We start from the raw sequence: 24,754 nt of genomic DNA on the forward strand, positions 1-24,754 counted from the left end.
TTTCCACCGCGTAGTGGGCGCCTTTACCGGTGATTTGTTTAATCACGGCGACGGCATCCTGTTCCTTGCCGTTGATCTGATGGGTGGCGCCCAGTTCGCCCGCCAGGGCGAGGCGGCTGGCATGGATATCCACCGCGATAATCTGTGAACAGCCGGTTAATTTCGCTGCCATGATGGCGCTGAGCCCCACCGCGCCGCAGCCAAACACCACCAGCGATTCGCCGACCACCGGTTTCAGGCGGTTGAGCACCGTCCCGCTACCGGTCTGGATACCGCAGCCCAGCGGGCCGAGCAGGGTGAGATCAACCTCCGGGTCGACCACGACCGCGTTGCTGGCGCGGGTGACCACATACTGGCTGAAAGACGACTGGCCAAAGAACAGGGACAGATCCTGGTCTCCCAGCCGGTAGGGGGTGGTGCCATCCTCGCGTCGGCCGCCAAAATTAAGCGTATTAAAATCTTCGCAAGCCGAAGGGTGGTTGCTTAAACAATTTTCGCAGTGGTGGCAGGCGGCGTAGCTGAGCACCACGTGGTCTCCTACCCTGATGCCGCTAACCGCCTCGCCGACGCTGGCAACGATCCCAGCGCCTTCATGGCCGAGGATCGCCGGCATAGGCACCACCCCGGGGTTGTCGCGCATCACGGCGTCGGTATGGCAGACGCCGGTGGCGACAATTTTCACTAATATCTCGCCCTTCCCCGGCGGGGCGACCTCGACGTCTTTGATGACAAAAGGCTGCTGGTAGCCCAGCGTGACGGCTGCTTTCACTTGCATGGCATGACTCCTGAATGAATTCCCTGGAGAGCGTGGCGGGACAGCCCGAACGGCTCTCCCCTGTTGGCCGCTAACGTGAAGAAAGATAGCGGTTATCGGGGAAAAGTTAGCACCAGGCGCGATGGAAATTTGCGCGAATCGTGCCTAAAAAACGCGCGCGGCGAGGAGCGATACATGGGGCGAATATTCAGCCCTGGAGAATAGATTTCCCTTGAATAGTCAGGGGTAAAAAGCGGCAGGCAGCGTGTATGCCCTGGCTACACGTCAGAGGAAATGAAAAAAACAGGCTGTTCCTCTGGACAGGGCTTTTTTACCTTTTTTCTGCTGGCAACAATTGGATTATTAATCGTTTTTGTCTAGAGTGGGCGGAAATTATCACGCAGCGTGATGACGCGTTGCGAATCAATTCACCCGTGCAGAAGGACGCTTTCTCAGGCATGAACCGCAGACGTTTTCTTAAATCTTCCATGGCTGTTGCCGCCGTATGCGGAACGTCAGGAGTCGCTTCCTTATTCAGTCAGGCCGCTTTTGCCGAAGACGCGGGCATTGCCGACGGGCAAACGCGTCGTTTTGATTATGCTGTTCTGCAGGCGATGGCTCACGATCTGGCGCGCCAGCCGTGGGGCGGCGCCCCGCGCGATCTGCCGCCGACGCTCGCCAATCTCACCCCGCAGGCCTATAACAGCATCCAGTACGATGCCAACCACTCGCTGTGGAACAATATTGAAGAGCGTAAGCTGGACATCCAGTTTTTCCACGTCGGGATGGGGTTCCGTCGCCGCGTGCGGATGTTCTCTTTAGACGCCAGCACCCAGCAGGCGCGCGAGATCCACTTCCGTCCGGAGCTGTTTAAGTACAATGACGCCGGTGTGGATACCCGTCAGCTGGAAGGACAGTCTGACCTCGGCTTCGCCGGGTTCCGGGTGTTTAAAGCGCCGGAGCTGGCGCGCCGCGATATCGTGGCGTTCCTCGGCGCCAGCTACTTCCGCGCGGTAGACAGCACCTATCAGTATGGCTTGTCGGCCCGCGGTCTGGCGGTGGATACCTTTACCGATACCCCGGAAGAGTTTCCCGACTTTACGTCGTTCTGGTTCGAAACGGTCAAAGGGGACGCCACGGTGTTTACCGTTTACGCGCTGCTGGACAGCCCGAGCATCACTGGCGCCTACAAGTTCACCATCCACTGCCAGGATACCCAGGTTATCATGGACGTGGAAAACCACCTGTACGCCCGCAAGGATATCAAACAGCTGGGTATCGCGCCGATGACCAGTATGTTCAGCTGCGGCAATAATGAGCGGCGGATGTGCGACACCATCCATCCGCAAATCCACGACTCCGATCGGCTGTCAATGTGGTTGGGCAACGGGGAATGGGTCTGCCGGCCGCTGAATAACCCGCAGAAGCTGCAGTTCAATGCCTTCCAGGACAAGAACCCGCGCGGCTTTGGTCTGTTGCAGCTGGACCGTGATTTCTCCCACTACCAGGATGTGATGGGCTGGTATAACAAGCGTCCCAGCCTGTGGGTTGAGCCGCGTAACCAGTGGGGCAAAGGGGCGGTCAGCCTGATGGAGATCCCAACTACCGGCGAAACGCTGGATAATATCGTCTGCTTCTGGCAGCCGGAAAAGGCGGTGAAGGCGGGCGACGAACTGGACTTCCGCTACCGTCTTTACTGGAGCGCGCAGCCGCCGGTGAGCACTCCGCTGGCGCGCGTTCTGGCCACCCGCACCGGGATGGGGGGCTTCCCCGAGGGATGGGCGCCGGGTGAGCACTACCCGGATAAGTGGGCGCGTCGTTTTGCCATCGACTTTGTCGGCGGCGATTTGAAGGCGGCCGCGCCGCGCGGTATTGAACCGGTGATCACCCTCTCCAGCGGGGAAGCGAAGCAGATTGAGATCCTCTACGTCGAGCCGTTCGATGGCTACCGGATCCTTTTCGACTGGTATCCGACCACCGACTCAACCGACCCGGTGGAGATGCGTCTGTTCCTGCGCTGTCAGGGAGAAGCCATCAGCGAAACCTGGCTCTATCAGTATTTCCCGCCGGCAGCAGATAAACGCAACTACGTTGACGATCGGATCATGAAATAACCCTGAGTCACCCGACGCCCGCAGGCAGTCCCTGCGGGCCAGAAGAGAGCGCTATGACCGCAGATATCCCAGCAGTACCTGAGTCGATCCCGGTAACCGACGCGCTGACGCTAATCGCCATTGATGAGCGCTACGTTAGCGACCTGCACCAGCTGGTGGTCAAAAACCAGCGCTGGCTACAGCAGTCGCTCAGTTGGCCCGCCGAGGTGCGCAGCGAAGACGAGACCCGCCGCCATGTGCAGGGTAACGTGATGCTGCATCAGCGGGATTACGCCAAAATGTTTTTGCTGTTTCTCGATAAGCAGCTAGTCGGGGTCCTGTCGTTCAATCAGATCGAGCCGCAGAATAAAACGGCCTATATTGGCTACTGGATCGATGAAGAGCACCAGGGGCAAGGGCTGCTTTCCCGTTCATTACAGGCCTTTATCCGCCATTATGCCGCCAGCGGGCTGGTGCGCCGGTTTGTGATCAAATGCCGGGTGGCGAACACCCGCAGCAACCAGGTAGCGTTGCGCAACGGGTTTGTTCTGGAAGGCTGTCTCCGACAAGCCGAGTATCTGAACGGTAGCTATGACGATCAGAATATCTACGCCCGCATTATTGACCGCGATGAGGCATTAAAGCGCGCCTAACAGCGGCGTGCGGGTGATGTGCTGCTGGCCGTCAAGCGTTTTCGGGCCGCGCAGATGAATGGCCTCTCCCTCCTGTGCGGCAATCTGCACCTCGTCATTGATGGAGACCTGGTGCTCAACGATCACATCGCCGATGATGACTGTCCGCCCCTGGATCAGCACATCGTCGTCGAGCAGAATCGGACCACCTCGCAGCTGCGCCTCGCCGCCGACCATCGCCCGATGCTTCAGCAGGCAGTTGCCTTCAATCACCGCATTCTCTGCCACCTGCGAACTGTAGCGTACGGTGGGAATGGCATCCTCTCCGCGACCGGCGATCAGGCGCGCGTGCCCGTATACCCGGGCGTTATCGCATACCCAGACGTCGTTTTCTTCGTTCCCTTCAAGTCTTGCCTGGTCAAACACTTCCGCCCGATGTTCGACAAACGCATGCTCAACGAAGGCATCGCCGTAGATTTGCGCCTGGTGGAGAATGCGCGAGGCGCTGACGGTGGCTCGCTGATAGATCTGCAGGACTTTGTCGCGATCGGCGGTTAACCCGCGCGCGGCAATCACCTGGCAGTGGGGGAGAAGACGCGCCTCGTCGGCAAGGCGACAATAACCGCGCACCTGGCTCTGCATAACCGTGACGTTGTCACTGATCTGCGCGTGATGGCTGATCTGCGAGGCGTGAATGCAGGCCCGTCCGCCGATGGTGGCCTCATGGCTGACCACGCAGAACCCGGTTAAGCGGGCGTCGTCACGGATGCGCGCCCCGGCGAAGACCACGCTGTTGACATCGTAGATCCAGCACTCCCCCTGCTGGCTGAGAGCGCATTCCTCATCCACCCAGCCGCCTTCGCTGCCCGCTTTAACGTCAGCGAAATCAATAAGCGCCACTATCTGGCGCAGGGTGACGCTTTGTTTGCCATGCTCTTCCTCATAACAATACTGCCGGGTCTGTTCGCTGAGACGGTATTTACGCATGGCCGATCCTTATTACTTATGGTTAACATAAACATAGCAAAGATCGCCATAGCGCGCGGGATAAGGTTCCTTTAGAATGCAACTTCAAATTAAATTGATATCATCAATAAAATGAATAAAACGCAAACGCCGCGGCAGGTGCTAAACCTGCCGGCGGGTTATTTTGGCATGGTGCTCGGCACCATCGGAATGGGCTTCGCCTGGCGTTACGCCAGCACCCTCTGGCCGGTCAGCCGCAGCATTGGTGATGGGCTGGTGACGCTGGCGATGGCGATGTGGGTCCTGCTCAGCATGGCGTTTATCAGCCGGGCGATCCGCTTTCCGGCGAGCGTGCTGCGGGAGATGCGTCATCCGGTGAGCAGCAGCTTCGTCAGCCTGTTTCCGGCCACCACGCTGTTGGTGGCGATTGGTTTGGCTCCCTGGTGCCGGCCGCTGGCGATCGGGCTGTTTGTGCCGGGCGTGGCGCTGCAGCTCGCCTATGCCGCCTGGCAAAGCGGTGGGCTATGGCGGGGGAACCATCCTCGCGAGGCCACCACGCCGGGGTTGTATCTGCCGACAGTAGCCAATAATTTTATCAGCGCGATGGCCTGCGGCGCGCTGGGATTTTCCGATGCCGGACTGGTGTTCCTCGGCGCCGGGGTCTTCTCCTGGCTGAGCCTCGAGCCGGCGATCCTCCAGCGTCTGCGCAGCGCAGGCGAGCTGCCGACGCCGCTGCGCACCTCGCTGGGGATCCAGCTGGCGCCTGCGCTGGTGGCCTGCAGCGCCTGGCTCAGCGTCAACGGCGGGGAGGCCGATACCTTCGCTAAGCTGCTGTTTGGTTACGGCCTGCTGCAGCTACTGTTTATGCTCCGTCTGATGCCCTGGTATCTTCGTCAGCCGTTCAATGCTTCTTTCTGGAGCTTTTCGTTCGGCATTTCCGCGCTGGCCACCACCGGTCTGCATCTCGGCCAGGCCAGGGGAGACGGCTTTTTTCATCATCTGGCGATGCCGCTATTTATTTTTAGCAATCTGGTTGTCGGCCTGCTGCTGCTGCGTACAGCGTTGCTGTTGGTCAGCGGGAAACTGTTGCTCCAGGTCGACCGGGAAACACTCCTGAATAAGAAGGAAGGATCATGACAAAGCGTGACGCGGATTATTTTAGTCAAAAATACAGCCTGACCCGCACCCATTCCGAGGTGCTGCATGCCGCGACGATTGTGCCGCCGGGGCGGGCGCTGGATCTGGGCTGCGGCAACGGGCGTAACAGCCTTTATCTGGCGGCGAACGGCTTCGCGGTGACGGCGTGGGATAAAAATCCGATGAGCGTCAACAATCTGGAAAGTATTCGCGCCGCCGAGCGACTGGATAATCTGCAAACGGCGGTGAAAGACCTCAACAGCCTGAGCTTTGACGGCGAGTATGACCTGATCCTCTCCACCGTAGTGATGATGTTCCTCGAGCCTGACACCATCCCGGGCCTGATCGCCAATATGCAGCGCTGCACCGCCGCCGGCGGCTATAACCTGATTGTGGCGGCGATGGATACCGAAGACTATCCCTGCACCGTCGGCTTCCCGTTTGCCTTTAAACCTGATGAGCTTCGTGATTATTACCAGGGCTGGGAGCTGCTGAAATACAATGAGGACGTCGGCGAGCTGCATCGCACCGACGCCAACGGCAATCGCATCAAATTGCGCTTCGCCACCCTGTTGGCGCGCAAGCCTGCCTGATTCGCCGCGGCGTGGGAAGCTGAGCATGGCCCGCGCCGCATTCCCCGCCAGAGCCTGGGCAAGACAGAGACCCGTTGCGGCGAAAATGAGCCTGGAAAACCGCGCGATACCCCTTTTAAGTGATTATTTATTAACGTAATGTTCAGGCAATCAATATTTATAAATCTTCCTTGACGAAGCCCTTTTTTTGTCACAAAACTAGTGGGTCCTATTTGCTATAACGTCTGCCGAAAAAAAACTGCATTTACAGGGATCTCTCTATGCGTACTCGCGTTTTACTGAAAGTCGCCGCTCTGGCGGGAATATTGGCGTTGACCGGCTGTGCGGCGAAAGTGGCGCAACCGGATCAGTATTCGGGCTTCTTAAAAGATTATTCCAGTTTGAAAGAAACGACCTCTGCCTCCGGCAAGCCGGAGCTGCGCTGGATCGATCCGAACTTCAATCCGGCCAACTATGACAATATTGTTTATCACCCGGTGACCTACTATCCGGTACCGAAGCCGACCACCCAGGTAGGGGAGAAGGCGCTGCAGGATATTCTTAACTACACCAATAAAGAGCTGAAACAGGCTATTTCCGAGCGTAAACCGCTGGCCACTACCGCCGGCAAGCGCAGCCTCATCTTCCGCGGGGCGATCACCGGGGTGGACTCCAGCAAAGAGGGGCTGCAGTTCTATGAAGTGATCCCGGTTGCTATGATTGTCGCCGGCACCCAGGCCGCCACCGGCCATCGTACCATGGACACCAATCTGTACTTTGAGGCGGAGGTCATTGACGCCAGCACCAATAAGCCGGTCATCAAGGTCGTACGTAAAGGGGAAGGCAAAACCCTGGCGAATGAGAATACACCGCTGACCGTCGATACCCTGAAGCAGGTTATCGATGATATGGCGGTCGACGCCGTTAAATTCGATCCCTCTCAGCGTTAATCGTGCCAGCGCCGTCTGACGACGGCGCTGTTTTTCTTCAGCCTCCTCAGGCCAGCCTTCGGCGCAGCAATAGCTGTTCCGGTTTGGCAAACATCACCATGTTACCCAGCAGGATCAGCGCCAGCCCGATCACGGCGCTGCTGTGCCAGACATACCCTTCATAGACGGTGGAAATGGATAAGGCGACCAGCGGAAACAGCAGCGTACTGTAGGCGGCTTTGCTGGCGCCGATGCGCCCCACGAGAGTGAAATAGGCGCCAAAGGCGATGACCGAGCCGAACAGCGCCAGGTAAAGCAGGGCGCCCAGATAGCTGACGGTCCATTCTGGCATAAAATTATCGCCGCGCAGCAGAGCGATCGCCCCCATCACCAGCGTGCCGTAGAGCATCGCCCAGCTGTTGGTGGTCAGCGTTTCCAGCCCGCGGCGCTGGTGGCGAATACTGAACATATTGCCGAGCGAAAAACCGTAGGTACCCAGGGCGCTCAGCCCGATCCCCCACAGCAGCGAGGCGTTCAGTCCGTTGGCCAGCAGGTCGTCCCAGAACAGGATGACGATACCGGCGAGACCCAGCGCGGCGGCGGCCCAGAAGCGGCCCGGCGGCTGCTGGCGGAAAAAGAGAAAGCTGTTGATGGCGTTAAACAGTACCGCCATCGAAAAGATCACCGATTCCAGACCGGTATTGATCCAGGCGGCGGCGGTATAAAAACACCAGAAATTAAAGCAGAAGACGCAGCAGCCCTGCAGCAGGCAGCAGAGATGATCTTTCGCGCCCAGCGGCCGCAGGCGTCGTGTGACGAGCAGAATCGCCAGCATCGTGACGCTGGCTACGGCGAAACGCCAGAAAATCGATACCGGCGCGGCCACCGGTCCCTGTTGTAAAAAAATCGCGATCCACGTTGTACCCCAGATCACGACAACGAGTGCATAGAGTAATGCGTTCACCCTGGTTCTCCTCTACCTGTTGATGGGAGGAGTATGCCGGCTGCCGCCTGCTGCGGCTTTCACCGGTTTGTTGTCGGCTTGCAAATTCTTGCGCTTATTTGCCATCCGCTGGCGGTGAGGACTGGAAACCGCGCCGTAGTCTCCCTAGACTAGGGCTTTTACAGACAATGTGTGAAGACGATGGGTTACGGGACATTTGAAACATTACGGCGACAGAACGCGGTGCTGAAGGGAACCGTGGAGCTGAATTCCGGTATTCAACTGGCCGCCTGGTATAACAATTGCGATACCGTGACGGTGCGCAGCGACCATCATACTTTAAGTCTGTACGTGGCTGATGGCTACGAAAGCTATCAAAAGACGCCGCACGGCTGGAAAAATGGCGGCGGCCCGGATCGTTTTTGTCTGATGCCGAAAGGCGATGAAAGCGTATGGGATATCCGCGGCGATCTGTCGTTTGTGCATCTTTACTGTACCGATGCGCACCTGCGTCGCGTCGGCGAGGAGGTGTGGGACCGCAGCCCGGCGAACTTCACCCTGCAGGAAAAGACCTTCGCCAGCGATGATAAAATCACCGCAGTGTATCGTCAGTTTTTGCTGGCTAACGACTGGCGGCAGCCGGCGAACCAGCTGACCCTCAGCGCTGCCAGCAGCTTACTGCTTACCCATCTGATCCAGCACTATTCCACCGTGCAGTGGCGTTTGCCGACGGTCACCGGCGGGCTGGCGCCAGGCGTAAAGCGTCACGTACTGGCCTGGATCGATGCTCATCTCGATCAGCCCTTGACCCTGGCCGACCTGGCGCAGCAGGCGGGTCTGAGTGAGTTTCATTTTGCTCGTATGTTTCGTCAGTCGCTAAATATGGCTCCGCATCAGTACGTCATGCAGCAGCGAATGGCGAAGGCGCAAAACCTGATCTGCCATAGCGCGCTGCCGTTAACCGAGATAGCGCTGGCCTGTGGTTTTAGCTCCCCCAGCCATTTCAGCCATCGGGTCAAAGCCGCCACCGGGCTGACGCCCTCCCAGCTACGGGCGGCGCAGCGCGGATAGCACGCCGTAACTCACCCCGCCGAGCACCACGCCCCAGAAGGCGGAGCCAATTCCCGCCAGCGTCACCCCGCTGGCGGTGACCAGGAAGGTTAGCACCGCCGCATCGCGTTCACTGGCCTGATGCACTGCCTGAAAAAGACTCCCGCCGATGGTGCCGAGCAGCGCCAGACCCGCCAGCATCTGGATCCACGCCGGCGGCAGGGCCGACATCAGGGCGGTGATTGACCCGCCGAACAGACCGGCCAGCAGATAAAAACCGCCCGCAGCTATGGCCGCCAGCCAGCGCTGGTTCGGATCCGGGTGCGCCTCCGGGCTCTGGCAAATCGCAGCGGTGATCGCCGCGATGCAGATGGAATAAACCCCAAACGGCGCCAGCAGTAGTGCCAACCCACCGCAAACGACGATCAGTGCGGAGACCGGTACGGTATAGCCTGATGCCTGCAGGGTGGCGAACCCCGGAGCGTTCTGCGAGGCCATGGTGACGAGGAAGAACGGCAGACCGACGCTGAGCAAAAGCGCCGGAGTAAACTGCGGGGCGACCCATTCCGGCGTCACAAATGCCAGCGGCACGGCGGCGCTAGCCACATCCCCGGACGCCGCCGCAATCAGCGCTCCAATCACCAGCGCGGCCACCACGGCGAAGCGGGGCCACAGCGCTTTACACAGCAGCCAGGCGGCGAGCATCCCGCCGCACAGCGGCAGATGATCCTGTAAGCCGGCGAAGGCCTGCAAACCAAACCGTAGCAGGATCCCAGCCAGCATCGCGGCGGCCAGCGAATGGGGAATGATCTTCATCAGCCGGGCAAACAGGCCGGTGGCGCCGCAGATAACGATCAGCGCGTTGGCGAAAATAAAGATCCCCACGGCCTCGGCGAGGGTCACCCCCTGCAGGCCGCTAACTAACAGCGCAGCGCCCGGCGTTGACCAGGCGGTGAGCACAGGAACTTTCCGCCAGGCGCTCAGCGCGAGAGTACTGATGCCCATGGCGAGGCCAAGAGCCGTCATCCAGCCGGCGATCTGCCCGGGGGTAGCGCCGGCCGCGGCGGCGGCCTGCCAGATGATGGCGGCGGAGCTGGCGTACCCCACCAACACGGCGACGAAGCCAGCGAACAGAGTGGGAAGCGGAAGACTAAACGAGCGCATAGATGATTCTCATGTGCGTTATAACATCCATTCAATGTATCATTGTGCGTTATAACGCACAAGCGGTGGTTCGCGCAGCTACCCTGGGAGAAAAACTCGCCGCCAGTGGCGTACGATGCCGTTAAACGTCCTGAAAAAATCAGACAAATGGCGGTATACTTTGCGCAGTAAAAACAGGAGGAAGGATGAATATTGCGCAACATCTGGCGGCAACGCTTAAAACCCTGCGCCAGCAGCGAGGCTGGAGCCTGTCGCGACTGGCGGAAGAGACCGGGGTGTCGAAAGCCATGCTCGGGCAGATTGAGCGGAATGAATCAAGTCCAACGGTGGCGACGCTGTGGAAGATTGCCACCGGGCTGAACGTACCGTTTTCGGCGTTCATCGTCCCGGACGCCAGCGCCGCGCCCTCCGCGTTTGATCCGCAGCAGCAGGCGATGGTGGTGACGCCAGTATTCCCGTGGGATCCCGAGCTGCGCTTTGACCATTTTTCGATAACCCTTGCCCCCGGCGCGCTGAGCGAATCAACGCCGCATGAGAAAGGGGTGATTGAGCATGTGGTAGTGATAAGTGGTACGCTGGATTTGTGCTTACAAGGGGAGTGGCACTCGCTGCAGGCGGGTGAGGGTAGGCGTTTCGCCGGCGACGCGACGCATGCGTATCGTAACCGCGGCGCCCAGGCGGCCCATTTCCATTCTCTTATCCATTATCCAAAAGAAAAAACCGCGAGCGAACCCGCGGCCAGACAAGATGACTGATGATAACCACTCACAACGTGACGAGGAAAATCCGGAATACGTGATGACAGTACTCTTCGCCGTGATTTGAGGGAAATATCTTTTCCGTCAATACTTTGTTGAAAAGTGAAAATTCGTCGTCCAGCGACGGCGGAAAAGGTTTTCGTCTGCGCCCGGTTCTGACTACAATAGCCGCCATTTCGACCCCCTTATACTGGATAACAACACGCGTATGCGCCTGCACAATCATCGTCTTGAACTTCTTAGTCCTGCCCGCGACGCCGGTATCGCTCGCGAAGCGATCCTTCACGGCGCCGATGCCGTTTACATCGGTGGACCTGGCTTTGGCGCCCGCCACAACGCCAGCAACAGTCTGAGCGATATCGCCGGGCTGGTGCCTTTCGCTCATCGCTTTGGCGCAAAGGTATTTGTGACGCTGAACACCATTCTGCATGAGGATGAACTGGAGCCGGCGCAGCGGCTGATTACCGATCTCTACGACGCAGGCGTCGATGCGCTGATCGTGCAGGATATGGGGATCATGGAGCTGGATCTGCCGCCGATTGAGCTGCACGCCAGCACCCAGTGCGATATTCGCAGTGTGGAAAAAGCGAAGTTTCTCTCCGACGCCGGCTTCAGTCAGATCGTGCTGGCGCGCGAACTGAACCTCAGTCAAATCAAAGCCATTTACGACCACACTGACGCCACTATCGAATTCTTTATCCATGGCGCGCTGTGCGTGGCCTATTCCGGGCAGTGTTACATTTCGCACGCCCAGACCGGACGCAGCGCCAACCGCGGCGACTGCTCGCAGGCTTGCCGCTTGCCGTATACCCTGAAGGACGATCAGGGGCGGGTGGTGGCCTATGAGAAACATCTCCTGTCGATGAAGGATAACGATCAGACCGCCAACCTGGCGGCGCTGATCGACGCTGGCGTACGCTCCTTCAAAATTGAAGGCCGTTACAAAGACATGAGTTATGTGAAAAACATCACTGCGCACTACCGTCAGATGCTGGATGCCATTATTGAAGATCGCGGCGACCTGGCGCGCGCCTCGGCTGGACGCACCGAGCATTTCTTTATCCCGTCCACGGATAAAACCTTCCACCGCGGCAGCACTGACTACTTTGTTAATGCCCGCAAAGGCGATATCGGCGCCTTTGATTCGCCGAAATTTATCGGCCTGCCGGTGGGTGAAGTTCTGAAGGTAGGCAAAGACCATCTCGACGTTGAAGTCAGTGAACCGTTAACCAACGGCGATGGTCTCAACGTGATGATTAAGCGCGAAGTGGTGGGCTTCCGTGCTAATACCGTGGAAAAAACCGGCGAAAACCGTTATCGGGTATGGCCGAACGAGATGCCAGCGGATCTGCATAAAGTGCGCCCCCATCAGCCGCTCAACCGCAACCTCGATCATAACTGGCAACAGGCGCTGCTAAAGACCTCCAGCGAACGCCGCATCGCGGTAGATGTGACGTTGAGCGGCTGGCAGGAGCAGCTGGTTCTCACCATGACCTGTGAAGATGGCGTCAGCGTGACCCACACCCTTGACGGGGAGTTCGCCGAAGCTAACCAGGCGGAGAAAGCGCTGGCCAACCTGCGTGACGGTGTCACAAAACTGGGGCAAACCATTTACTATGCGCGCGAGGTGCAGGTTAATCTGCCGCCGCTGTTTGTGCCCAACAGCCTGCTCAACCAGCTGCGTCGGGAAACTGCGGAGATGCTGGATGAAGCGCGCCTCAACGCCTGGCAGCGCGGCACCCGCAAGCCGGTCTCCGTACCGCCGCCGGTCTACCCTGAGACCCATCTCTCCTTCCTCGCCAACGTCTATAACCACAAGGCGCGGGCGTTCTACCAGCGCTATGGCGTACAGCTGATCGACGCCGCCTATGAAGCGCACGAAGAGAAGGGCGATGTGCCGGTGATGATCACTAAGCATTGTTTGCGGTTCGCCTTCAACCTCTGCCCGAAGCAGGCGAAAGGCTCCATCAAGAGCTGGAAAGCCACGCCGATGCAGCTGATCCATGGCGATGAGGTCCTGACCCTGAAGTTTGACTGCCGTCCGTGCGAAATGCACGTGGTCGGCAAGATCAAAAACCATATCCTCAAAATGCCGCACCCGGGCAGCATTGTGGCCTCCGTCAGCCCGGACGATCTGATGAAGACGCTGCCGAAGCGCAAAGGGGCCTGATTCGAGTCGATGCTATTGGCAGGATGCCCGCGGTTTACGGTCGTCCTGCCAGCGGTGATGTTCGCGCAGGTCTGCGGCGGCCTCCTCGTGCTGGCTGCGAAGCTCATCGCTATCCGCTTCGTGCAGCAGCTGCTGTTCGAGACTTTGCACCGGAAAGTACTCGTGTCCCTGACGATGGGCCAACAGATGCCCGGAAAATAATGCGCACAGCAACAGCAGGGCGCTTATGCTTCTCTTTAACATACCTTTTCTCGACGGAACAATGGCGTGGACATACTATGTCAGGCGCAATGCAGGCTTTTTTTCGGGCATCTCAAAGAACGGCAAGAGTTTGTCAACGATGGCTGACGAAGGATGAAAAAAGGCCTGACGCGGAAGCCAGGCCAGAGTGTTACGCTTTCGGCGGCAGCGGTTTCCCGCTGTGCTCGCTCCCTTTTGGCGGCTGCTTGCCGTTGTGCTGCGGCTGTTTACCGTCGTGCTGCGGCTGTTTGCCGTCTCGTTGTGGCTGTTTGCTGTTGTATTGCGCTTGCTTACCTTCGTGTTGGCCGTTTTTCACCGGCGGTTTACCCTGATGCTGCGCGCCTTTTTCCGGCGGCGGCGGCGGGTTGTCGGCAGCAAAAGCCCATGACGACATTCCCAGCGTCATTACGGCGGAGAGTAAAGCTAACTTCTTCATAGCAATATCCTTTCTTCAGATGTATCGCCGTATTTCATCAGGCAAAAGTGAAGATAAGATGGAGAAGTCCCTTTTCGGACCTCTCTGCATCCCACTCAGACTTTTAGCCCTGCGGCGGTCATCAGCAGGCGAAACAGCAGGCTTATGGCGGCCAGCGTCAGTACGCTACCTCCCCAGAGCGCGATCAGCCACAGCAGACGTTTAGGCCAGGCAGTACGCATCAGTGATATCCCTCCCCAGGCTGAACTTTGCCGCGGAACACGTAATAGCTCCAGCAGGTGTAGCCAAGAATGACCGGAATAATCAGCAGGGCGCCCACCAGCATAAAGCCCTGGCTTTGCGGGGGAGCGGCAGCCTGCCACAGCGTGATGGCCGGCGGGATAATATGCGGCCAGATGCTGATCCCTAGTCCGCTGAAGCCGAGAAAGACCAGGCCCAGCGTCAGCGTGAAGGGCGAAACATGGCGGTCGCGCTGATGCAGCGTGCTCCACAGCCAGCCGCTAACGAGGATCACCAGCAGCGGTACCGGCAGCAGGAAATAGAGATTCGGCAGGCTGAACCAGCGGGCAGCAATCGCCGGGTGCGCCAGCGGAGTCCACAGGCTGATGACGGCAAACACCGCCAGCAGGGCACCCAGCAACTGCCGCGATGCGCTGCGCATTCTCTGCTGCAGCGCACCTTCACTTTTCATCACCAGCCAGGTGGCGCCGAGCAGCGCATAGGCCACGCACAGTCCGAGTCCGCAGAACAGGCTGAACGGGGTCAGCCAGTCAAACATGCCGCCGCTGAAGGCGCGACCGCTGACGGTGAAACCGTTGATCACCGCCCCGACCACCACGCCCTGGCTGAAGGTTGCCAGCAGGGAGCCGCCAAAAAAGGCGCGATCCCAGAATGGCCGGTGCGACGGCGTAGCCTGGAAGCGAAACTCAAAGGCGACGCCGCGAAAAATCAGGCCGATCAGCATCAGGGTCAGGGGGATCGACAGGGCGTCGATGATCACCGCGTAGGCGAGGGGAAAGGCGCCAAACAGGCCGGCGCCGCCGAGCACCAGCCAGGTTTCATTGCCATCCCATACCGGCGCGACGCTGTTGACCATTACGTCGCGATCCCCGCCGCCCCGCACCGTGCTGAACAGCAGGCCGATGCCCAGATCAAAGCCATCCATGACGATGTACATCAGCGTGGCAAAGACGATAATCACGAACCAGATCACCGATAATTCGATACCCATTAGCGGGACTCCTTCTGCAGATAACCTTCAGTGGCGGCGGACAGCGGGCGGGCGGGCGTACCGGTTGTCGCCGGGAGCATCTCCTGCGGCCCCTTGCGGATCAGGCGCAGCATATAGCTGTAGCCGACGCCGAAGACGGCGCTGTACACTACGATAAAGGTCAATAAACTGACCGACATATGCAGATCGCCATGAGCGGAAACGGCATCGGCGGTGCGCTGAACGCCATACACCACCCAGGGTTGGCGGCCCACCTCGGTGGTCACCCAGCCGGCGAGAATAGCGATCAGGCCGGATGGCCCCATCCACAGGGCAAAACGCAGAAACGGCCGCGAGTGGTATAGCCGGTCGCCGCGACGCAGCCACAGGGCCAGCACGCCCAGCAGCAGCATCAACATGCCCAGCCCGGCCATCAGGCGAAATGACCAGAACACCACAGTAGAATTCGGGCGCTCCTCAGGAGCGAACTCTTTCAACGCCGGCACCTGTTTATCAAGACTGTGGGTGAGGATCAGACTGCCCAGGGCCGGTATCTCAAGCCCGTAGCGGGTGCGCTCCTGGTCCATATCGGGCCAGCCAAACAGCAGCAACGGCGTTGGCTCACCCGGCGGATTTTCCCAGTGCCCCTCAATGGCGGCGATTTTCGCCGGCTGGTGCTTCAGGGTATTCAGGCCATGCATATCGCCGATCAGCGCCTGGACGGGGGCGACCAGCAGCGTCATCCATAGCGCCATCGAGAACATCTTACGGATCGCCGGCGACTGATTGCCGCGCAGCAGATGCCAGGCCGCCGAGGCGCCGACAAACAGCGCGCTACTGAGAAATGCCGCTACTGTCATATGCAATAATCGGTAGGGGAACGACGGATTAAAGATCACCGCCAGCCAGTCGACGGGCACGACCTGGCCATCAACGATCTCAAACCCCTGCGGGGTCTGCATCCAGCTGTTAGAGGAGAGGATCCAGAAGGTGGAGATGATAGTACCCAGCGCCACCATGCAGGTGGCGAAAAAGTGCAGCCCCGGCCCCACGCGGTTCCAGCCGAAAAGCATCACCCCGAGGAAGCCCGCTTCCAGAAAAAATGCCGTCAGGACTTCATAGGTCAGCAGAGGGCCGGTTATGCTGCCTGCAAACTGTGAGAAACCGCTCCAGTTGGTGCCGAACTGGTAGGCCATCACCAGCCCGGAAACGACCCCCATACCGAAGTTGACGGCGAAAATCTTCGACCAGAAATGGTACAGCGAGCGCCAGACGGGATTTTTTGTTTTTAGCCATAAGCCTTCGAGCACCGCCAGATAGCTGGCCAGCCCAATAGTAATGGCGGGGAAGATAATATGAAATGAGACCGTAAAAGCGAATTGAACTCGCGCCAGATGGAATGCATCAAGACCGAACATGCAGGACTCCACAACAAAATTGATTCAGCGCAATTTTAGGTGGGGTGACGACTGAGGGGCAGAGGCAGTCACGCCATTTTTTATCATAACAGTTGGCCGCTGTTATGATTTTTCAGCTGTTGCCAGGGCGAGAAAATATCCTTGCGCAACCTTGATTAATCCCTGAGGAAGGTGATTAGGCGCTATTCCGCTGTCTGTCATATTATTGCTAACGGCTGGCTACGCGGCCCTGCCGCCGGTATGGCGTAGTCACCTGGTCGGCATAATATATCCTTACCACCCGCCGTAGCTCATATTTTGGCTTACGAAATCCGCCACGGATTTTTACTCTGATTTATTATCACTCATTAGTATGAGAATAAGTAAAAACGCTGAGCCGGTTAATCGTAAATTAAATAATAATAAATTGTCGGCTCCGCGGCTAATTTGTACTGTATGAGCTCGGGAATAAATAAAAGGGAATGCCAATGTCTGAAAAAGGATTACAGAGTCTGTGCATTACGCTTGGCGTAATGATTATCTTCTGGTTTGTTTTAATCTCGCTATTCTGGGTGGTGATATTTTAAACCCATCCCGTGCTATCACGGCGACGCGGCCGCCGCTGCAGATATAACAATTACAGGAAACTATGATTTTTTTATAACTGATATATGATAATGGGACGTTATCGTACGGGGACGGCCGCAATGAAAAAGTATCAACAGTTGGCGCAGCAACTGACCGAGCAGATCGCCCTTGGCGTCTGGTTGCCTGGCGATCGGCTGCCGTCGCTGCGCGAGCAGGTGATCAGCAGCGGCATGAGCTTTATGACCGTCAGCCATGCCTATCAGCTGCTGGAAAGCCAGGGGCGCATCGTCGCCCGTCCGCAGTCGGGTTATTATTTTGCCCCCCAGCCGGTGAAGCTCCGCCAGCCGGCGCCGCCTGCCCAGGTCACTCGCGATGAAGCCGTCGATATCAATACCTATATCTTTGAGGTGCTCCAGGCCAGCCGCCAGGCGTCGATGCTGCCCTTTGCCTCGGCCTTTCCGGACCCGCGTCTCTTCCCGCTGCAGCAGCTCAACCGCTCGCTGGCGCAGGTGAGTAAAACCGCCACCGCCATGAGCGTCATTGAGAATCTGCCGCCGGGCAATGCAGAACTCCGGCATGCCATTGCCCGTCGCTATGCCCTGCAGGGGATGAACGTCTCGCCGGACGAGATCGTCATCACCGCCGGGGCGCTGGAGGCGCTTAACCTCAGCCTGCAGGCGGTGACCGAGCCGGGAGACTGGGTGGTGGTGGAAAACCCCTGCTTCTACGGCGCCCTGCAGGCGCTGGAGAGGCTGCGTTTGAAAGCATTGTCGGTAGCCACTGACGTCAGGGAAGGCATTGATCTGACGGCGCTGGAGGCGGCCCTGCAAAACTATCCGGTGAAGGCCTGTTGGCTGATGACCAACGGCCAGAATCCGCTCGGCTTCACCCTCAGCGCTGAAAAAAAAGCGGCGCTGGTGGCGCTGCTGGCGCGCTATAACGTGATGTTGATCGAAGATGATGTCTACAGCGAGCTCTATTTTGGCCGCGAAAAGCCGTTACCGGCGAAGTTCTGGGATCGCCAGGAGATGACGCTGCACTGCAGCTCGTTCTCAAAATGTCTGGTACCCGGCTTTCGTATCGGCTGGGTGGCGGCCGGCAAACAGGCGCGGCGGATCCAGCAGCTCCAGCTGATGAGTACGCTTTCCACAAGTTCGCCGATGCAGTTAGCCTTGGTGGATTACCTGTCCACCAAGCGCTATGACGCCCACCTGCGCCGTCTACGTCGTCAGCTGGCGGAGCGTAAACAGCAGGCCTGGCAGGCGCTGCTGCGCCATCTGCCGCCGGAGGTCATCGTCCACCACAGCGACAGCGGCTACTTTCTGTGGATCGAACTACCGGAAGGGGCCGACGCTAGCGCACTTAGCGCCCGGGCGCTGGCGTCGCACATCAGTATTGCCCCAGGGAAAATGTTCTCCACCTCCGACAGCTGGACCTCGTTTTTCCGTTTTAATACCGCCTGGGGCTGGGGGGAACGCGAAGAGCAGGGGGTGAAGCGCCTGGGGGAACTTATTCGCGAACAGCTTGTCTGACCCTGTCGTTTATTTTTCTCATCATAAACATTCTGCGAAAATAAGCGAAAGAGGATTTTTATCGAGGCCGGTCATTATTTTACCGGCGCTCACCATAGGAAATATGCATACCCCTCCTCATTCCCTAACTCGTTGTCTATAATCCATAAAGTCCTGCTTGTGTTGGCGATTTTTACGTAATGCGTCCCGGGTCACAACCTGAATAAATTCCCCTGGGGGCGTTAATCCGCTGACTACCCTTATTTCAGGAGATATTTTTACGGCACGGCTGCCGCTAATTCCTTTGTGACAGGAGTAACACCTGATGAGCAAAAAAATTGCCCGTTGCAGCCTTTATGTGCTGGGTATGGCTTGTTTGACCGTTCAGGCGGCAGAGCCGCTCACCTCGCTGGATAAACCGGAAGGGCGGCTCGATATTATTGCCTGGCCGGGATATATCGAACGCGGTCAGACCGACAAACAGTACGACTGGGTGAGTCAGTTCGAAAAGGACACCGGTTGCCAGGTTAATGTCAAAACCGCTGCCACCTCTGACGAGATGGTCAGTCTGATGGCCAAAGGCGGCTACGATCTGGTCACCGCCTCGGGTGATGCTTCGCTGCGCCTGATCATGGGCAAACGCGTGCAGCCGATCAACACGGCGCTGATTGCCGGCTGGGGCTCCCTTGATCCGCGTATTGCGAAGGGGGCGTGGTTTAACGTCGGCGGTAAAGTCTATGGCACGCCGTATCAGTGGGGGCCGAACCTGCTGATGTACAACACCCGCGTATTCCCGACGCCGCCGGACAGCTGGCGCGTGGTGTTCGTCAAGCAGGATCTACCGGATGGTAAAACCAACCAGGGGCGGGTGCAGGCCTATGATGGCCCGATCTATATCGCCGACGCCGCGCTGTTTGTCAAAGCCACCCAGCCGCAGCTGGGGATCGAAGACCCCTATCAACTGACCGAAACCCAGTACAACGCGGTGCTGAAAGTCCTGCGCGACCAGCAACCGCTGATCCATCGCTACTGGCATGACGCCACCGTACAGATGAACGACTTCAAAAACGAAGGGGTAGCCGCCTCCAGTTCGTGGCCCTATCAAGCCAACGGCCTGAAGGCGGAAGGCCAGCCGGTCGCCACCGTGTTCCCGAAGGAGGGGGTAACCGGCTGGGCGGATACCACCATGCTGCACAGCGAGGCGAAGCACCCGGTCTGCGCCTATAAATGGATGAACTGGTCGCTCACGCCGAAGGTGCAGGGCGATGTGGCGGCCTGGTTCGGTTCGCTGCCGGTGGTGCCTGAGGGCTGTAAAGCCAGCGCGCTGCTCGGTGATAAAGGCTGTGAGACCAACGGCTATGAGCAGTTTAACCGCATTCACTTCTGGAAAACGCCGGTTGCGGAAGGCGGGAAATACGTGCCCTATAGCCGCTGGACTCAGGACTATATTGCGATAATGGGCGGCCGCTAAGAATCGGAGGCAAACAATGACGTACGCGGTCGAGTTCCAGAATGTATCGCGCCTGTATGGCGATGTGCGGGCGGTGGATGGGGTTAGCATTGGCATACGCGATGGAGAATTTTTCTCGATGCTGGGTCCGTCCGGCTCGGGTAAAACCACCTGCCTGCGGCTGATTGCCGGTTTTGAGCAGCTCTCCGGCGGAACCATCCATATCTTTGGTCAGCCGGCCAGCGAACTGCCGCCCTGGCAGCGGGATGTGAATACCGTGTTCCAGGACTACGCGCTATTTCCCCACATGTCGATCCTTGACAACGTAGCTTACGGCCTGATGGTCAAAGGCATGGCGAAGAAAGCGCGCCATGCCCGCGCCCAGGAGGCGCTGGAGAAGGTGGCCCTTGGCTTTGCTCATCATCGCAAGCCCTCCCAGCTCTCCGGCGGCCAGCGGCAGCGGGTCGCGATTGCCCGGGCGCTGGTGAACCAGCCGCGGGTGCTGCTGCTCGATGAGCCGCTGGGCGCCCTGGATTTGAAACTACGCGAGCAGATGCAGGTGGAGCTGAAAAAGCTGCAGCAGTCGCTGGGGATCACCTTCATCTTCGTGACCCACGACCAGAGCGAAGCGCTGTCGATGTCGGATCGCGTGGCGGTGTTTAACAACGGGCGCATTGAGCAGGTGGATGCCCCGCAGGATCTCTATCTGCACCCCAGGACCGCGTTTGTGGCCGGTTTTGTCGGCACCGCCAACGTTTTTGCAGCCGAGGCGGCCCGACGATTGTGCGGGATGGCGGGCAGCTGGTCGCTGCGTCCGGAGCATGTTCGCCTGCAGGGCGGTGGCGAGGTGCAGGTGCAGGGTGTGGTGCAGGCGGTGCAGTATCAGGGAGCGGCGACGCGGATCGAGCTCCGCCTCGCGGATGGCGACAAACTGCTGGTCAGCCAGGCCAACATCGATGGCGCGGCGGCGGCCAACGTTCCGCGAACCGGGCAAATAGTACAGGCGTCATGGTCGCGTTCGGCGATGACTCCGCTGGAAAGCGGAGGCTGAGATGACCATGGCAATAATTCCTGCGCAGACCGGGCGCATATCGGGGATCTTCTGGCGCCGACCGGCGCTGGGCCTGTTTTTACTGCTGCTCGGGCCGCTGATGTGGTTTGGCATCGTCTATCTGGGATCGCTGCTGACCCTGCTGTGGCAGAGCATTTATACCTTTGACGACTTCACCATGTCGGTGACCAGCGACTTCACGCTGGCTAACCTGCGGGCGCTGTTCAACCCTGCCAACTACGACATTATTGTGCGGACCCTGGTGATGGCGCTGTGCGTCACGCTGGCCAGCGCGCTGCTGGCGCTGCCGATGGCCTGGTATATGGCGCGCTATACCAGCGGAAAAATGAAGGCCTTCTTTTATATCGCGGTCATGCTGCCAATGTGGGCCAGCTATATCGTCAAAGCCTATGCGTGGGTGCTGCTGCTGGCGAAAGATGGCGTGGCGCAGTGGTTCCTCGGTCATCTTGGGCTGGAGGGGGCGCTGAACGCGCTGTTGAGCGTCCCGGCGGTCGGTGGCAATACCTTGTCCACCTCCGGCCTTGGACGCTTTCTGGTGTTCGTCTACATCTGGCTGCCGTTTATGATCCTGCCGGTGCAGGCGGCGCTGGAGCGTATTCCGGGATCGTTGCTACAGGCCTCGGCCGATCTCGGCGCGGCCCCGCGGCAGACCTTTCGCTACGTGGTGCTGCCGCTGGCCATTCCCGGCATCGCCGCTGGGTCGATCTTCACCTTTTCGCTGACGCTAGGCGACTTTATCGTGCCGCAGCTGGTGGGCCCGCCGGGATACTTTATCGGCAATATGGTTTACTCGCAGCAGGGGGCGATCGGCAATATGCCGATGGCGGCGGCGTTTACCCTGGTGCCTATCGTCTTGATTGCCCTCTATCTGGCGTTCGTGAAACGTCTGGGAGCCTTCGATGCACTCTGAACGCGCGCCCTGGTATCTGCGACTGGCGACCTGGGGCGGGGTGATATTCCTCCACTTTCCGCTGCTGATTATCGCCATCTATGCTTTTAATACGGAAGATGCAGCTTTTAGCTTTCCGCCGCAGGGGCTGACGCTGCGCTGGTTCAGCGAGGCGGCCGGGCGCAGCGACATTCTGCAGGCAGTGACACTGTCACTTAAGATCGCCGCCCTGTCGACCGCCATTGCCTTAGTGCTTGGCACGCTGGCTGCAGGAGCCCTGTGGCGCAGCGCCTTTTTTGGCAAAAATGCGGTGTCGCTACTGCTGCTGCTGCCTATCGCCCTGCCGGGGATCATTACCGGCCTGGCGCTCCTGACGGCGTTCAAAGCGGTCGGCCTTGAGCCTGGCCTGCTGACGATCGTGGTGGGGCACGCGACCTTCTGCGTGGTGGTGGTGTTTAACAACGTCATCGCCCGCTTCCGCCGGACTTCGTGGAGTATGGTGGAAGCCTCGATGGATTTAGGCGCTACCGGTTGGCAGACCTTTCGTTACGTAGTGCTGCCCAATCTGGGGTCGGCGCTGCTGGCGGGGGGAATGCTGGCATTCGCTCTGTCGTTTGATGAAATTATCGTTACCACTTTTACCGCGGGGCATGAACGCACCTTGCCGCTGTGGTTGCTGAATCAGCTGGGGCGGCCGCGAGATGTGCCCGTCACCAACGTTGTCGCGCTGTTGGTGATGCTGGTAACGACGATACCAATCTTAGGGGCCTGGTGGCTCACCCGCGACGGCGATAGCGACGCCGGAAACGGGAAATAAAACCATGAAACAGGATAATGCTATGCAACACAACCTATTGATAAACGGTAATTTAGTGGCAGGTGAAGGCGAGAAGGTACCGGTATATAACCCTGCAACCGGCGAAGTGATCCTGGAGATTGCCGAAGCGACAGCGGCCCAGGTCGATGCCGCCGTTGAGGCGGCGGACCGGGCATTCGATGCCTGGAGTCAGACGACGCCGAAGACGCGTGCGGAATGCCTCCTGAAGCTGGCGGACGCCATCTCGGCGCAGGCTGAAACCCTGGCGCAGCTGGAGTCGCTGAACTGCGGCAAGCCGCTGCACTGCGTGATTAATGATGAAATGCCGGCCATCGTCGACGTCTTCCGCTTCTTCGCCGGCGCCGCTCGCTGCCTGCCGGGGATGGCGGCCGGAGAGTATCTCGAAGGGCATACCTCAATGATCCGCCGCGATCCGGTGGGCGTGGTGGCCTCCATCGCGCCGTGGAACTATCCGCTGATGATGGCGGCCTGGAAGCTGGCCCCGGCGCTGGCGGCGGGCAACTGCGTAGTGATAAAACCCTCGGAGATCACCCCGCTGACGGCGCTGAAGCTGGCGGAGCTGGCAAAAGATATCTTCCCGGAGGGGGTTATCAACGTGCTGTTTGGCCGCGGTAAAACGGTGGGCGACCCCTTGACCGCCCACGTTAAAGTGCGAATGGTCTCCCTGACCGGATCGATTGCCACCGGGGCCCATATCATCGGCCATACCGCCTCGTCGATTAAACGCACCCACATGGAGCTGGGCGGTAAGGCGCCAGTGATCGTTTTTGACGATGCGGACATCGATGCGGTGGTGGATGGGGTGCGGACCTTCGGTTTTTACAACGCCGGCCAGGACTGCACGGCCGCCTGCCGGATCTACGCCCAGCAGGGTATCTATGACCAGCTGGTGGAGAAACTTGGGGCGGCGGTGGCCAGCCTGAAAATGGGGGCGCCGGAGGACGCTGCCACCGAACTGGGTCCGCTGAGCTCGCTGGCCCATCTTGAGCGCGTTAGCGCGGCGGTGGAAGCCGCCAGGGCGCTGCCGCACATTAAAGTGGTCACCGGCGGCAGTCGGGCTGACGGCGCGGGCTATTACTTCCAGCCGACGCTGCTCGCCGGCGCCCGGCAGGAAGACGCTATTGTCCAGCGCGAAGTGTTTGGTCCGGTAGTCAGCGTGACGCCTTTCAGCGATGAAGCGCAGGCCCTGAGCTGGGCGAATGACTCTCAGTATGGCCTGGCCTCCTCGGTATGGACGAAAGATGTCGGTCGCGCCCATCGTCTTAGCGCCAGGCTGCAGTACGGCTGCACCTGGGTCAATACCCACTTTATGCTGGTCAGCGAAATGCCGCACGGTGGCCAGAAGCTGTCAGGCTACGGCAAGGACATGTCGATGTATGGCCTTGAGGATTATACCGTGGTCCGCCATGTGATGGTTAAGCATAGCTAAAGGATTGACCATTTAGCGCCAGGCGACTATTGCGCGATGGGTGTGTTAGGCCGCTAATAGTCACAATGGCAAAAATTGTCAAAACTCAACCCAGGGGATATGAGATTATTCTGATGCCCCTTCAAGAGCTAAGCCATCATGAGTGCCGGAGATAAGCGCCGGATGGGGTCCGCCAGTCACCCTGGGCGCACAGCGCCCGGCGGGTGGGGCGGCAACATCGCGGTTCGCGACCGAATTGCGGCCCCTGTCTGTCGGCAGGGGCTTTTTTGTGCTCGCAGAAGAGCGAAGAGATGAGCCGGCCAGTCGCGCCGGGATAACGAGAATACCGCTTTAACTACTTTCAGCGCTTGGTTTTTTTGCTGGGCAGGCTGGCGCTGCGCCGGTCACGAATGTAGGAAATAAGATTATACACCGCCGCGACCAGCAGGATTAGCGCGATGACCAGCGTGATGATTCCGGACATATCCACCTCGAAATTCACAGCGCGAACTGCGCTAAAGCATTACCAATGGTTATGAATGTAAGT

Annotated in this window: 25 protein-coding genes; 14 read left to right on the plus strand and 11 right to left on the minus strand. The window is 58.9% G+C overall.

All coding sequences use genetic code 11. From position 1 onward, the window contains the following. Positions 1 to 775: NAD(P)-dependent alcohol dehydrogenase (locus tag HMPREF1024_RS0125675; RefSeq protein WP_009307731.1), on the minus strand; the 775-nt coding region annotated here is incomplete at its 3' end. A 437-nt stretch (positions 776 to 1,212) separates the two neighbouring features. On the opposite strand from HMPREF1024_RS0125675, the gene HMPREF1024_RS21555 reads away from it, so the two are divergent. Both HMPREF1024_RS21555 and rimL read left to right on the plus strand, forming a co-directional pair. Further along, complete coding sequence (locus HMPREF1024_RS21555) at positions 1,213 to 2,868, plus strand: glucan biosynthesis protein D (RefSeq protein ID WP_002907489.1); 1,656 nt, start codon at positions 1,213 to 1,215, stop codon at positions 2,866 to 2,868. 53 nt (positions 2,869 to 2,921) lie between these two features. Further along, complete coding sequence (rimL, locus tag HMPREF1024_RS21550) at positions 2,922 to 3,500, plus strand: 50S ribosomal protein L7/L12-serine acetyltransferase (RefSeq protein ID WP_002907487.1); 579 nt, start codon at positions 2,922 to 2,924, stop codon at positions 3,498 to 3,500. Here rimL and ydcK read toward each other — a convergent pair. Continuing rightward, positions 3,486 to 4,466: a YdcK family protein gene (ydcK, locus tag HMPREF1024_RS21545; protein ID WP_004175903.1), complete on the minus strand. Its 981-nt coding sequence runs from the start codon at positions 4,464 to 4,466 to the stop codon at positions 3,486 to 3,488. The two genes, rimL and ydcK, sit on opposite strands and share 15 nt — an antisense overlap. Before the next feature lie 111 nt (positions 4,467 to 4,577). Between ydcK and tehA the strand changes: the two genes are divergently transcribed. The 3 genes from tehA (at position 4,578) to HMPREF1024_RS21530 (ending at position 7,104) form a co-directional block, all read left to right on the plus strand. Then, complete coding sequence (gene tehA / locus HMPREF1024_RS21540; protein ID WP_002907483.1) at positions 4,578 to 5,582, plus strand: dicarboxylate transporter/tellurite-resistance protein TehA; 1,005 nt, start codon at positions 4,578 to 4,580, stop codon at positions 5,580 to 5,582. Further along, positions 5,579 to 6,175, plus strand: coding sequence for a tellurite resistance methyltransferase TehB (gene tehB / locus HMPREF1024_RS21535; RefSeq protein WP_002907481.1), 597 nt, complete (start codon positions 5,579 to 5,581; stop codon positions 6,173 to 6,175). The genes tehA and tehB overlap by 4 nt, the downstream gene beginning before the upstream one ends. Before the next feature lie 260 nt (positions 6,176 to 6,435). After that, positions 6,436 to 7,104, plus strand: coding sequence for a DUF3313 domain-containing protein (locus HMPREF1024_RS21530; protein ID WP_002907480.1), 669 nt, complete (start codon positions 6,436 to 6,438; stop codon positions 7,102 to 7,104). Between the two features lie 46 nt (positions 7,105 to 7,150). On the opposite strand, the gene HMPREF1024_RS21525 is transcribed toward HMPREF1024_RS21530, so the two are convergent. Next, positions 7,151 to 8,047: a DMT family transporter gene (locus tag HMPREF1024_RS21525; protein ID WP_004151212.1), complete on the minus strand. Its 897-nt coding sequence runs from the start codon at positions 8,045 to 8,047 to the stop codon at positions 7,151 to 7,153. A gap of 180 nt (positions 8,048 to 8,227) precedes the next feature. On the opposite strand from HMPREF1024_RS21525, the gene HMPREF1024_RS21520 reads away from it, so the two are divergent. After that, positions 8,228 to 9,097 (plus strand): AraC family transcriptional regulator, encoded by an 870-nt coding sequence (locus tag HMPREF1024_RS21520; RefSeq protein ID WP_004151213.1) that lies wholly within the window; start codon positions 8,228 to 8,230, stop codon positions 9,095 to 9,097. Here HMPREF1024_RS21520 and HMPREF1024_RS21515 read toward each other — a convergent pair. Then, positions 9,074 to 10,240, minus strand: a complete 1,167-nt coding sequence (locus HMPREF1024_RS21515) for a benzoate/H(+) symporter BenE family transporter (RefSeq protein ID WP_009307732.1) — start codon at positions 10,238 to 10,240, stop codon at positions 9,074 to 9,076. The genes HMPREF1024_RS21520 and HMPREF1024_RS21515 overlap by 24 nt on opposite strands. Before the next feature lie 185 nt (positions 10,241 to 10,425). Here HMPREF1024_RS21515 and HMPREF1024_RS21510 point away from each other — a divergent pair, with 185 nt between their 5' ends. Then, positions 10,426 to 10,995 carry a helix-turn-helix domain-containing protein gene (locus HMPREF1024_RS21510; protein ID WP_002907473.1) on the plus strand — a complete coding sequence of 190 codons (570 nt, stop codon included), beginning with the start codon at positions 10,426 to 10,428 and terminating at the stop codon, positions 10,993 to 10,995. 10 nt (positions 10,996 to 11,005) lie between these two features. Here the strand turns inward: HMPREF1024_RS21510 and HMPREF1024_RS0125680 are convergent, their stop codons facing one another. After that, on the minus strand, positions 11,006 to 11,173 hold the full coding sequence (locus HMPREF1024_RS0125680; RefSeq protein WP_020806151.1) for a hypothetical protein: 168 nt from the start codon (positions 11,171 to 11,173) through the stop codon (positions 11,006 to 11,008). A 33-nt stretch (positions 11,174 to 11,206) separates the two neighbouring features. Between HMPREF1024_RS0125680 and HMPREF1024_RS21505 the strand changes: the two genes are divergently transcribed. Beyond that, entirely contained in the window at positions 11,207 to 13,168 is a 1,962-nt protein-coding gene (locus HMPREF1024_RS21505; RefSeq protein ID WP_009307733.1) for a U32 family peptidase, read from the plus strand. Positions 13,169 to 13,180: 12 nt separating this feature from the next. Here the strand turns inward: HMPREF1024_RS21505 and HMPREF1024_RS30460 are convergent, their stop codons facing one another. From HMPREF1024_RS30460 to HMPREF1024_RS21480, 5 genes are all read right to left on the minus strand, one after another. Next, on the minus strand, positions 13,181 to 13,411 hold the full coding sequence (locus tag HMPREF1024_RS30460; RefSeq protein WP_004143781.1) for a DUF2554 family protein: 231 nt from the start codon (positions 13,409 to 13,411) through the stop codon (positions 13,181 to 13,183). 148 nt (positions 13,412 to 13,559) lie between these two features. Then, the gene (locus tag HMPREF1024_RS21495) at positions 13,560 to 13,844 is read right to left on the minus strand and encodes a hypothetical protein (protein ID WP_009307734.1); all 285 of its coding nucleotides are present in this window, start codon (positions 13,842 to 13,844) and stop codon (positions 13,560 to 13,562) included. A gap of 95 nt (positions 13,845 to 13,939) precedes the next feature. After that, positions 13,940 to 14,065, minus strand: coding sequence for a DUF2474 domain-containing protein (locus tag HMPREF1024_RS21490; RefSeq protein ID WP_004180143.1), 126 nt, complete (start codon positions 14,063 to 14,065; stop codon positions 13,940 to 13,942). Then, positions 14,065 to 15,075 carry a cytochrome d ubiquinol oxidase subunit II gene (cydB, locus tag HMPREF1024_RS21485; protein WP_009307735.1) on the minus strand — a complete coding sequence of 337 codons (1,011 nt, stop codon included), beginning with the start codon at positions 15,073 to 15,075 and terminating at the stop codon, positions 14,065 to 14,067. The genes HMPREF1024_RS21490 and cydB overlap by 1 nt, the downstream gene beginning before the upstream one ends. Beyond that, positions 15,075 to 16,472: a cytochrome ubiquinol oxidase subunit I gene (locus tag HMPREF1024_RS21480; protein ID WP_009307736.1), complete on the minus strand. Its 1,398-nt coding sequence runs from the start codon at positions 16,470 to 16,472 to the stop codon at positions 15,075 to 15,077. Before HMPREF1024_RS21480 ends, cydB begins: the two co-directional genes overlap by 1 nt. Positions 16,473 to 17,158: 686 nt before the next feature. On the opposite strand from HMPREF1024_RS21480, the gene HMPREF1024_RS21475 reads away from it, so the two are divergent. The 6 genes from HMPREF1024_RS21475 to patD all read left to right on the plus strand — a co-directional run bounded on the left by HMPREF1024_RS21475 (position 17,159) and on the right by patD (position 24,228). After that, positions 17,159 to 18,571, plus strand: a complete 1,413-nt coding sequence (locus HMPREF1024_RS21475; protein WP_009307737.1) for a PLP-dependent aminotransferase family protein — start codon at positions 17,159 to 17,161, stop codon at positions 18,569 to 18,571. Between the two features lie 304 nt (positions 18,572 to 18,875). Next, positions 18,876 to 20,021, plus strand: a complete 1,146-nt coding sequence (ydcS, locus tag HMPREF1024_RS21470; protein ID WP_002907384.1) for a putative ABC transporter substrate-binding protein YdcS — start codon at positions 18,876 to 18,878, stop codon at positions 20,019 to 20,021. A 16-nt stretch (positions 20,022 to 20,037) separates the two neighbouring features. Beyond that, positions 20,038 to 21,051: an ABC transporter ATP-binding protein gene (locus tag HMPREF1024_RS21465; RefSeq protein ID WP_009307738.1), complete on the plus strand. Its 1,014-nt coding sequence runs from the start codon at positions 20,038 to 20,040 to the stop codon at positions 21,049 to 21,051. Between the two features lies 1 nt (position 21,052). Beyond that, complete coding sequence (locus tag HMPREF1024_RS21460; RefSeq protein ID WP_004189770.1) at positions 21,053 to 21,982, plus strand: ABC transporter permease; 930 nt, start codon at positions 21,053 to 21,055, stop codon at positions 21,980 to 21,982. Beyond that, complete coding sequence (locus HMPREF1024_RS21455) at positions 21,972 to 22,778, plus strand: ABC transporter permease (protein WP_004212384.1); 807 nt, start codon at positions 21,972 to 21,974, stop codon at positions 22,776 to 22,778. The genes HMPREF1024_RS21460 and HMPREF1024_RS21455 overlap by 11 nt, the downstream gene beginning before the upstream one ends. A 22-nt stretch (positions 22,779 to 22,800) precedes the next feature. Then, on the plus strand, positions 22,801 to 24,228 hold the full coding sequence (patD, locus tag HMPREF1024_RS21450; protein WP_009307739.1) for an aminobutyraldehyde dehydrogenase: 1,428 nt from the start codon (positions 22,801 to 22,803) through the stop codon (positions 24,226 to 24,228). A gap of 340 nt (positions 24,229 to 24,568) precedes the next feature. Here the strand turns inward: patD and HMPREF1024_RS30465 are convergent, their stop codons facing one another. After that, positions 24,569 to 24,691: a small membrane protein gene (locus HMPREF1024_RS30465; RefSeq protein WP_004175940.1), complete on the minus strand. Its 123-nt coding sequence runs from the start codon at positions 24,689 to 24,691 to the stop codon at positions 24,569 to 24,571. Between the last annotated feature and the right edge of the window lie 63 nt (positions 24,692 to 24,754).

Source organism: Klebsiella sp. 4_1_44FAA (genome assembly GCF_000238715.1).
GTDB lineage: Bacteria > Pseudomonadota > Gammaproteobacteria > Enterobacterales > Enterobacteriaceae > Klebsiella > Klebsiella pneumoniae.

Bases quoted from the DNA above. Each gene is read 5' to 3' on its own strand.
- tehA (WP_002907483.1), top strand. From the start codon at position 4,578: ATGAATAAAACGCAAACGCCGCGGCAGGTGCTAAACCTGCCGGCGGGT.
- HMPREF1024_RS21480 (WP_009307736.1), bottom strand. From the start codon at position 16,472: ATGTTCGGTCTTGATGCATTCCATCTGGCGCGAGTTCAATTCGCTTTT.
- ydcS (WP_002907384.1), top strand. From the start codon at position 18,876: ATGAGCAAAAAAATTGCCCGTTGCAGCCTTTATGTGCTGGGTATGGCT.
- tehB (WP_002907481.1), top strand. From the start codon at position 5,579: ATGACAAAGCGTGACGCGGATTATTTTAGTCAAAAATACAGCCTGACC.
- HMPREF1024_RS21490 (WP_004180143.1), bottom strand. From the start codon at position 14,065: ATGCGTACTGCCTGGCCTAAACGTCTGCTGTGGCTGATCGCGCTCTGG.
- HMPREF1024_RS21555 (WP_002907489.1), top strand. From the start codon at position 1,213: ATGAACCGCAGACGTTTTCTTAAATCTTCCATGGCTGTTGCCGCCGTA.
- HMPREF1024_RS21505 (WP_009307733.1), top strand. From the start codon at position 11,207: ATGCGCCTGCACAATCATCGTCTTGAACTTCTTAGTCCTGCCCGCGAC.
- HMPREF1024_RS21510 (WP_002907473.1), top strand. From the start codon at position 10,426: ATGAATATTGCGCAACATCTGGCGGCAACGCTTAAAACCCTGCGCCAG.
- HMPREF1024_RS21465 (WP_009307738.1), top strand. From the start codon at position 20,038: ATGACGTACGCGGTCGAGTTCCAGAATGTATCGCGCCTGTATGGCGAT.
- HMPREF1024_RS21475 (WP_009307737.1), top strand. From the start codon at position 17,159: ATGAAAAAGTATCAACAGTTGGCGCAGCAACTGACCGAGCAGATCGCC.
- HMPREF1024_RS21455 (WP_004212384.1), top strand. From the start codon at position 21,972: ATGCACTCTGAACGCGCGCCCTGGTATCTGCGACTGGCGACCTGGGGC.
- HMPREF1024_RS30465 (WP_004175940.1), bottom strand. From the start codon at position 24,691: ATGTCCGGAATCATCACGCTGGTCATCGCGCTAATCCTGCTGGTCGCG.
- HMPREF1024_RS30460 (WP_004143781.1), bottom strand. From the start codon at position 13,411: ATGTTAAAGAGAAGCATAAGCGCCCTGCTGTTGCTGTGCGCATTATTT.
- HMPREF1024_RS21460 (WP_004189770.1), top strand. From the start codon at position 21,053: ATGACCATGGCAATAATTCCTGCGCAGACCGGGCGCATATCGGGGATC.
- ydcK (WP_004175903.1), bottom strand. From the start codon at position 4,466: ATGCGTAAATACCGTCTCAGCGAACAGACCCGGCAGTATTGTTATGAG.
- HMPREF1024_RS21495 (WP_009307734.1), bottom strand. From the start codon at position 13,844: ATGAAGAAGTTAGCTTTACTCTCCGCCGTAATGACGCTGGGAATGTCG.
- rimL (WP_002907487.1), top strand. From the start codon at position 2,922: ATGACCGCAGATATCCCAGCAGTACCTGAGTCGATCCCGGTAACCGAC.
- HMPREF1024_RS21530 (WP_002907480.1), top strand. From the start codon at position 6,436: ATGCGTACTCGCGTTTTACTGAAAGTCGCCGCTCTGGCGGGAATATTG.
- HMPREF1024_RS21515 (WP_009307732.1), bottom strand. From the start codon at position 10,240: ATGCGCTCGTTTAGTCTTCCGCTTCCCACTCTGTTCGCTGGCTTCGTC.
- HMPREF1024_RS21520 (WP_004151213.1), top strand. From the start codon at position 8,228: ATGGGTTACGGGACATTTGAAACATTACGGCGACAGAACGCGGTGCTG.
- patD (WP_009307739.1), top strand. From the start codon at position 22,801: ATGCAACACAACCTATTGATAAACGGTAATTTAGTGGCAGGTGAAGGC.
- cydB (WP_009307735.1), bottom strand. From the start codon at position 15,075: ATGGGTATCGAATTATCGGTGATCTGGTTCGTGATTATCGTCTTTGCC.
- HMPREF1024_RS0125680 (WP_020806151.1), bottom strand. From the start codon at position 11,173: ATGGCGGCTATTGTAGTCAGAACCGGGCGCAGACGAAAACCTTTTCCG.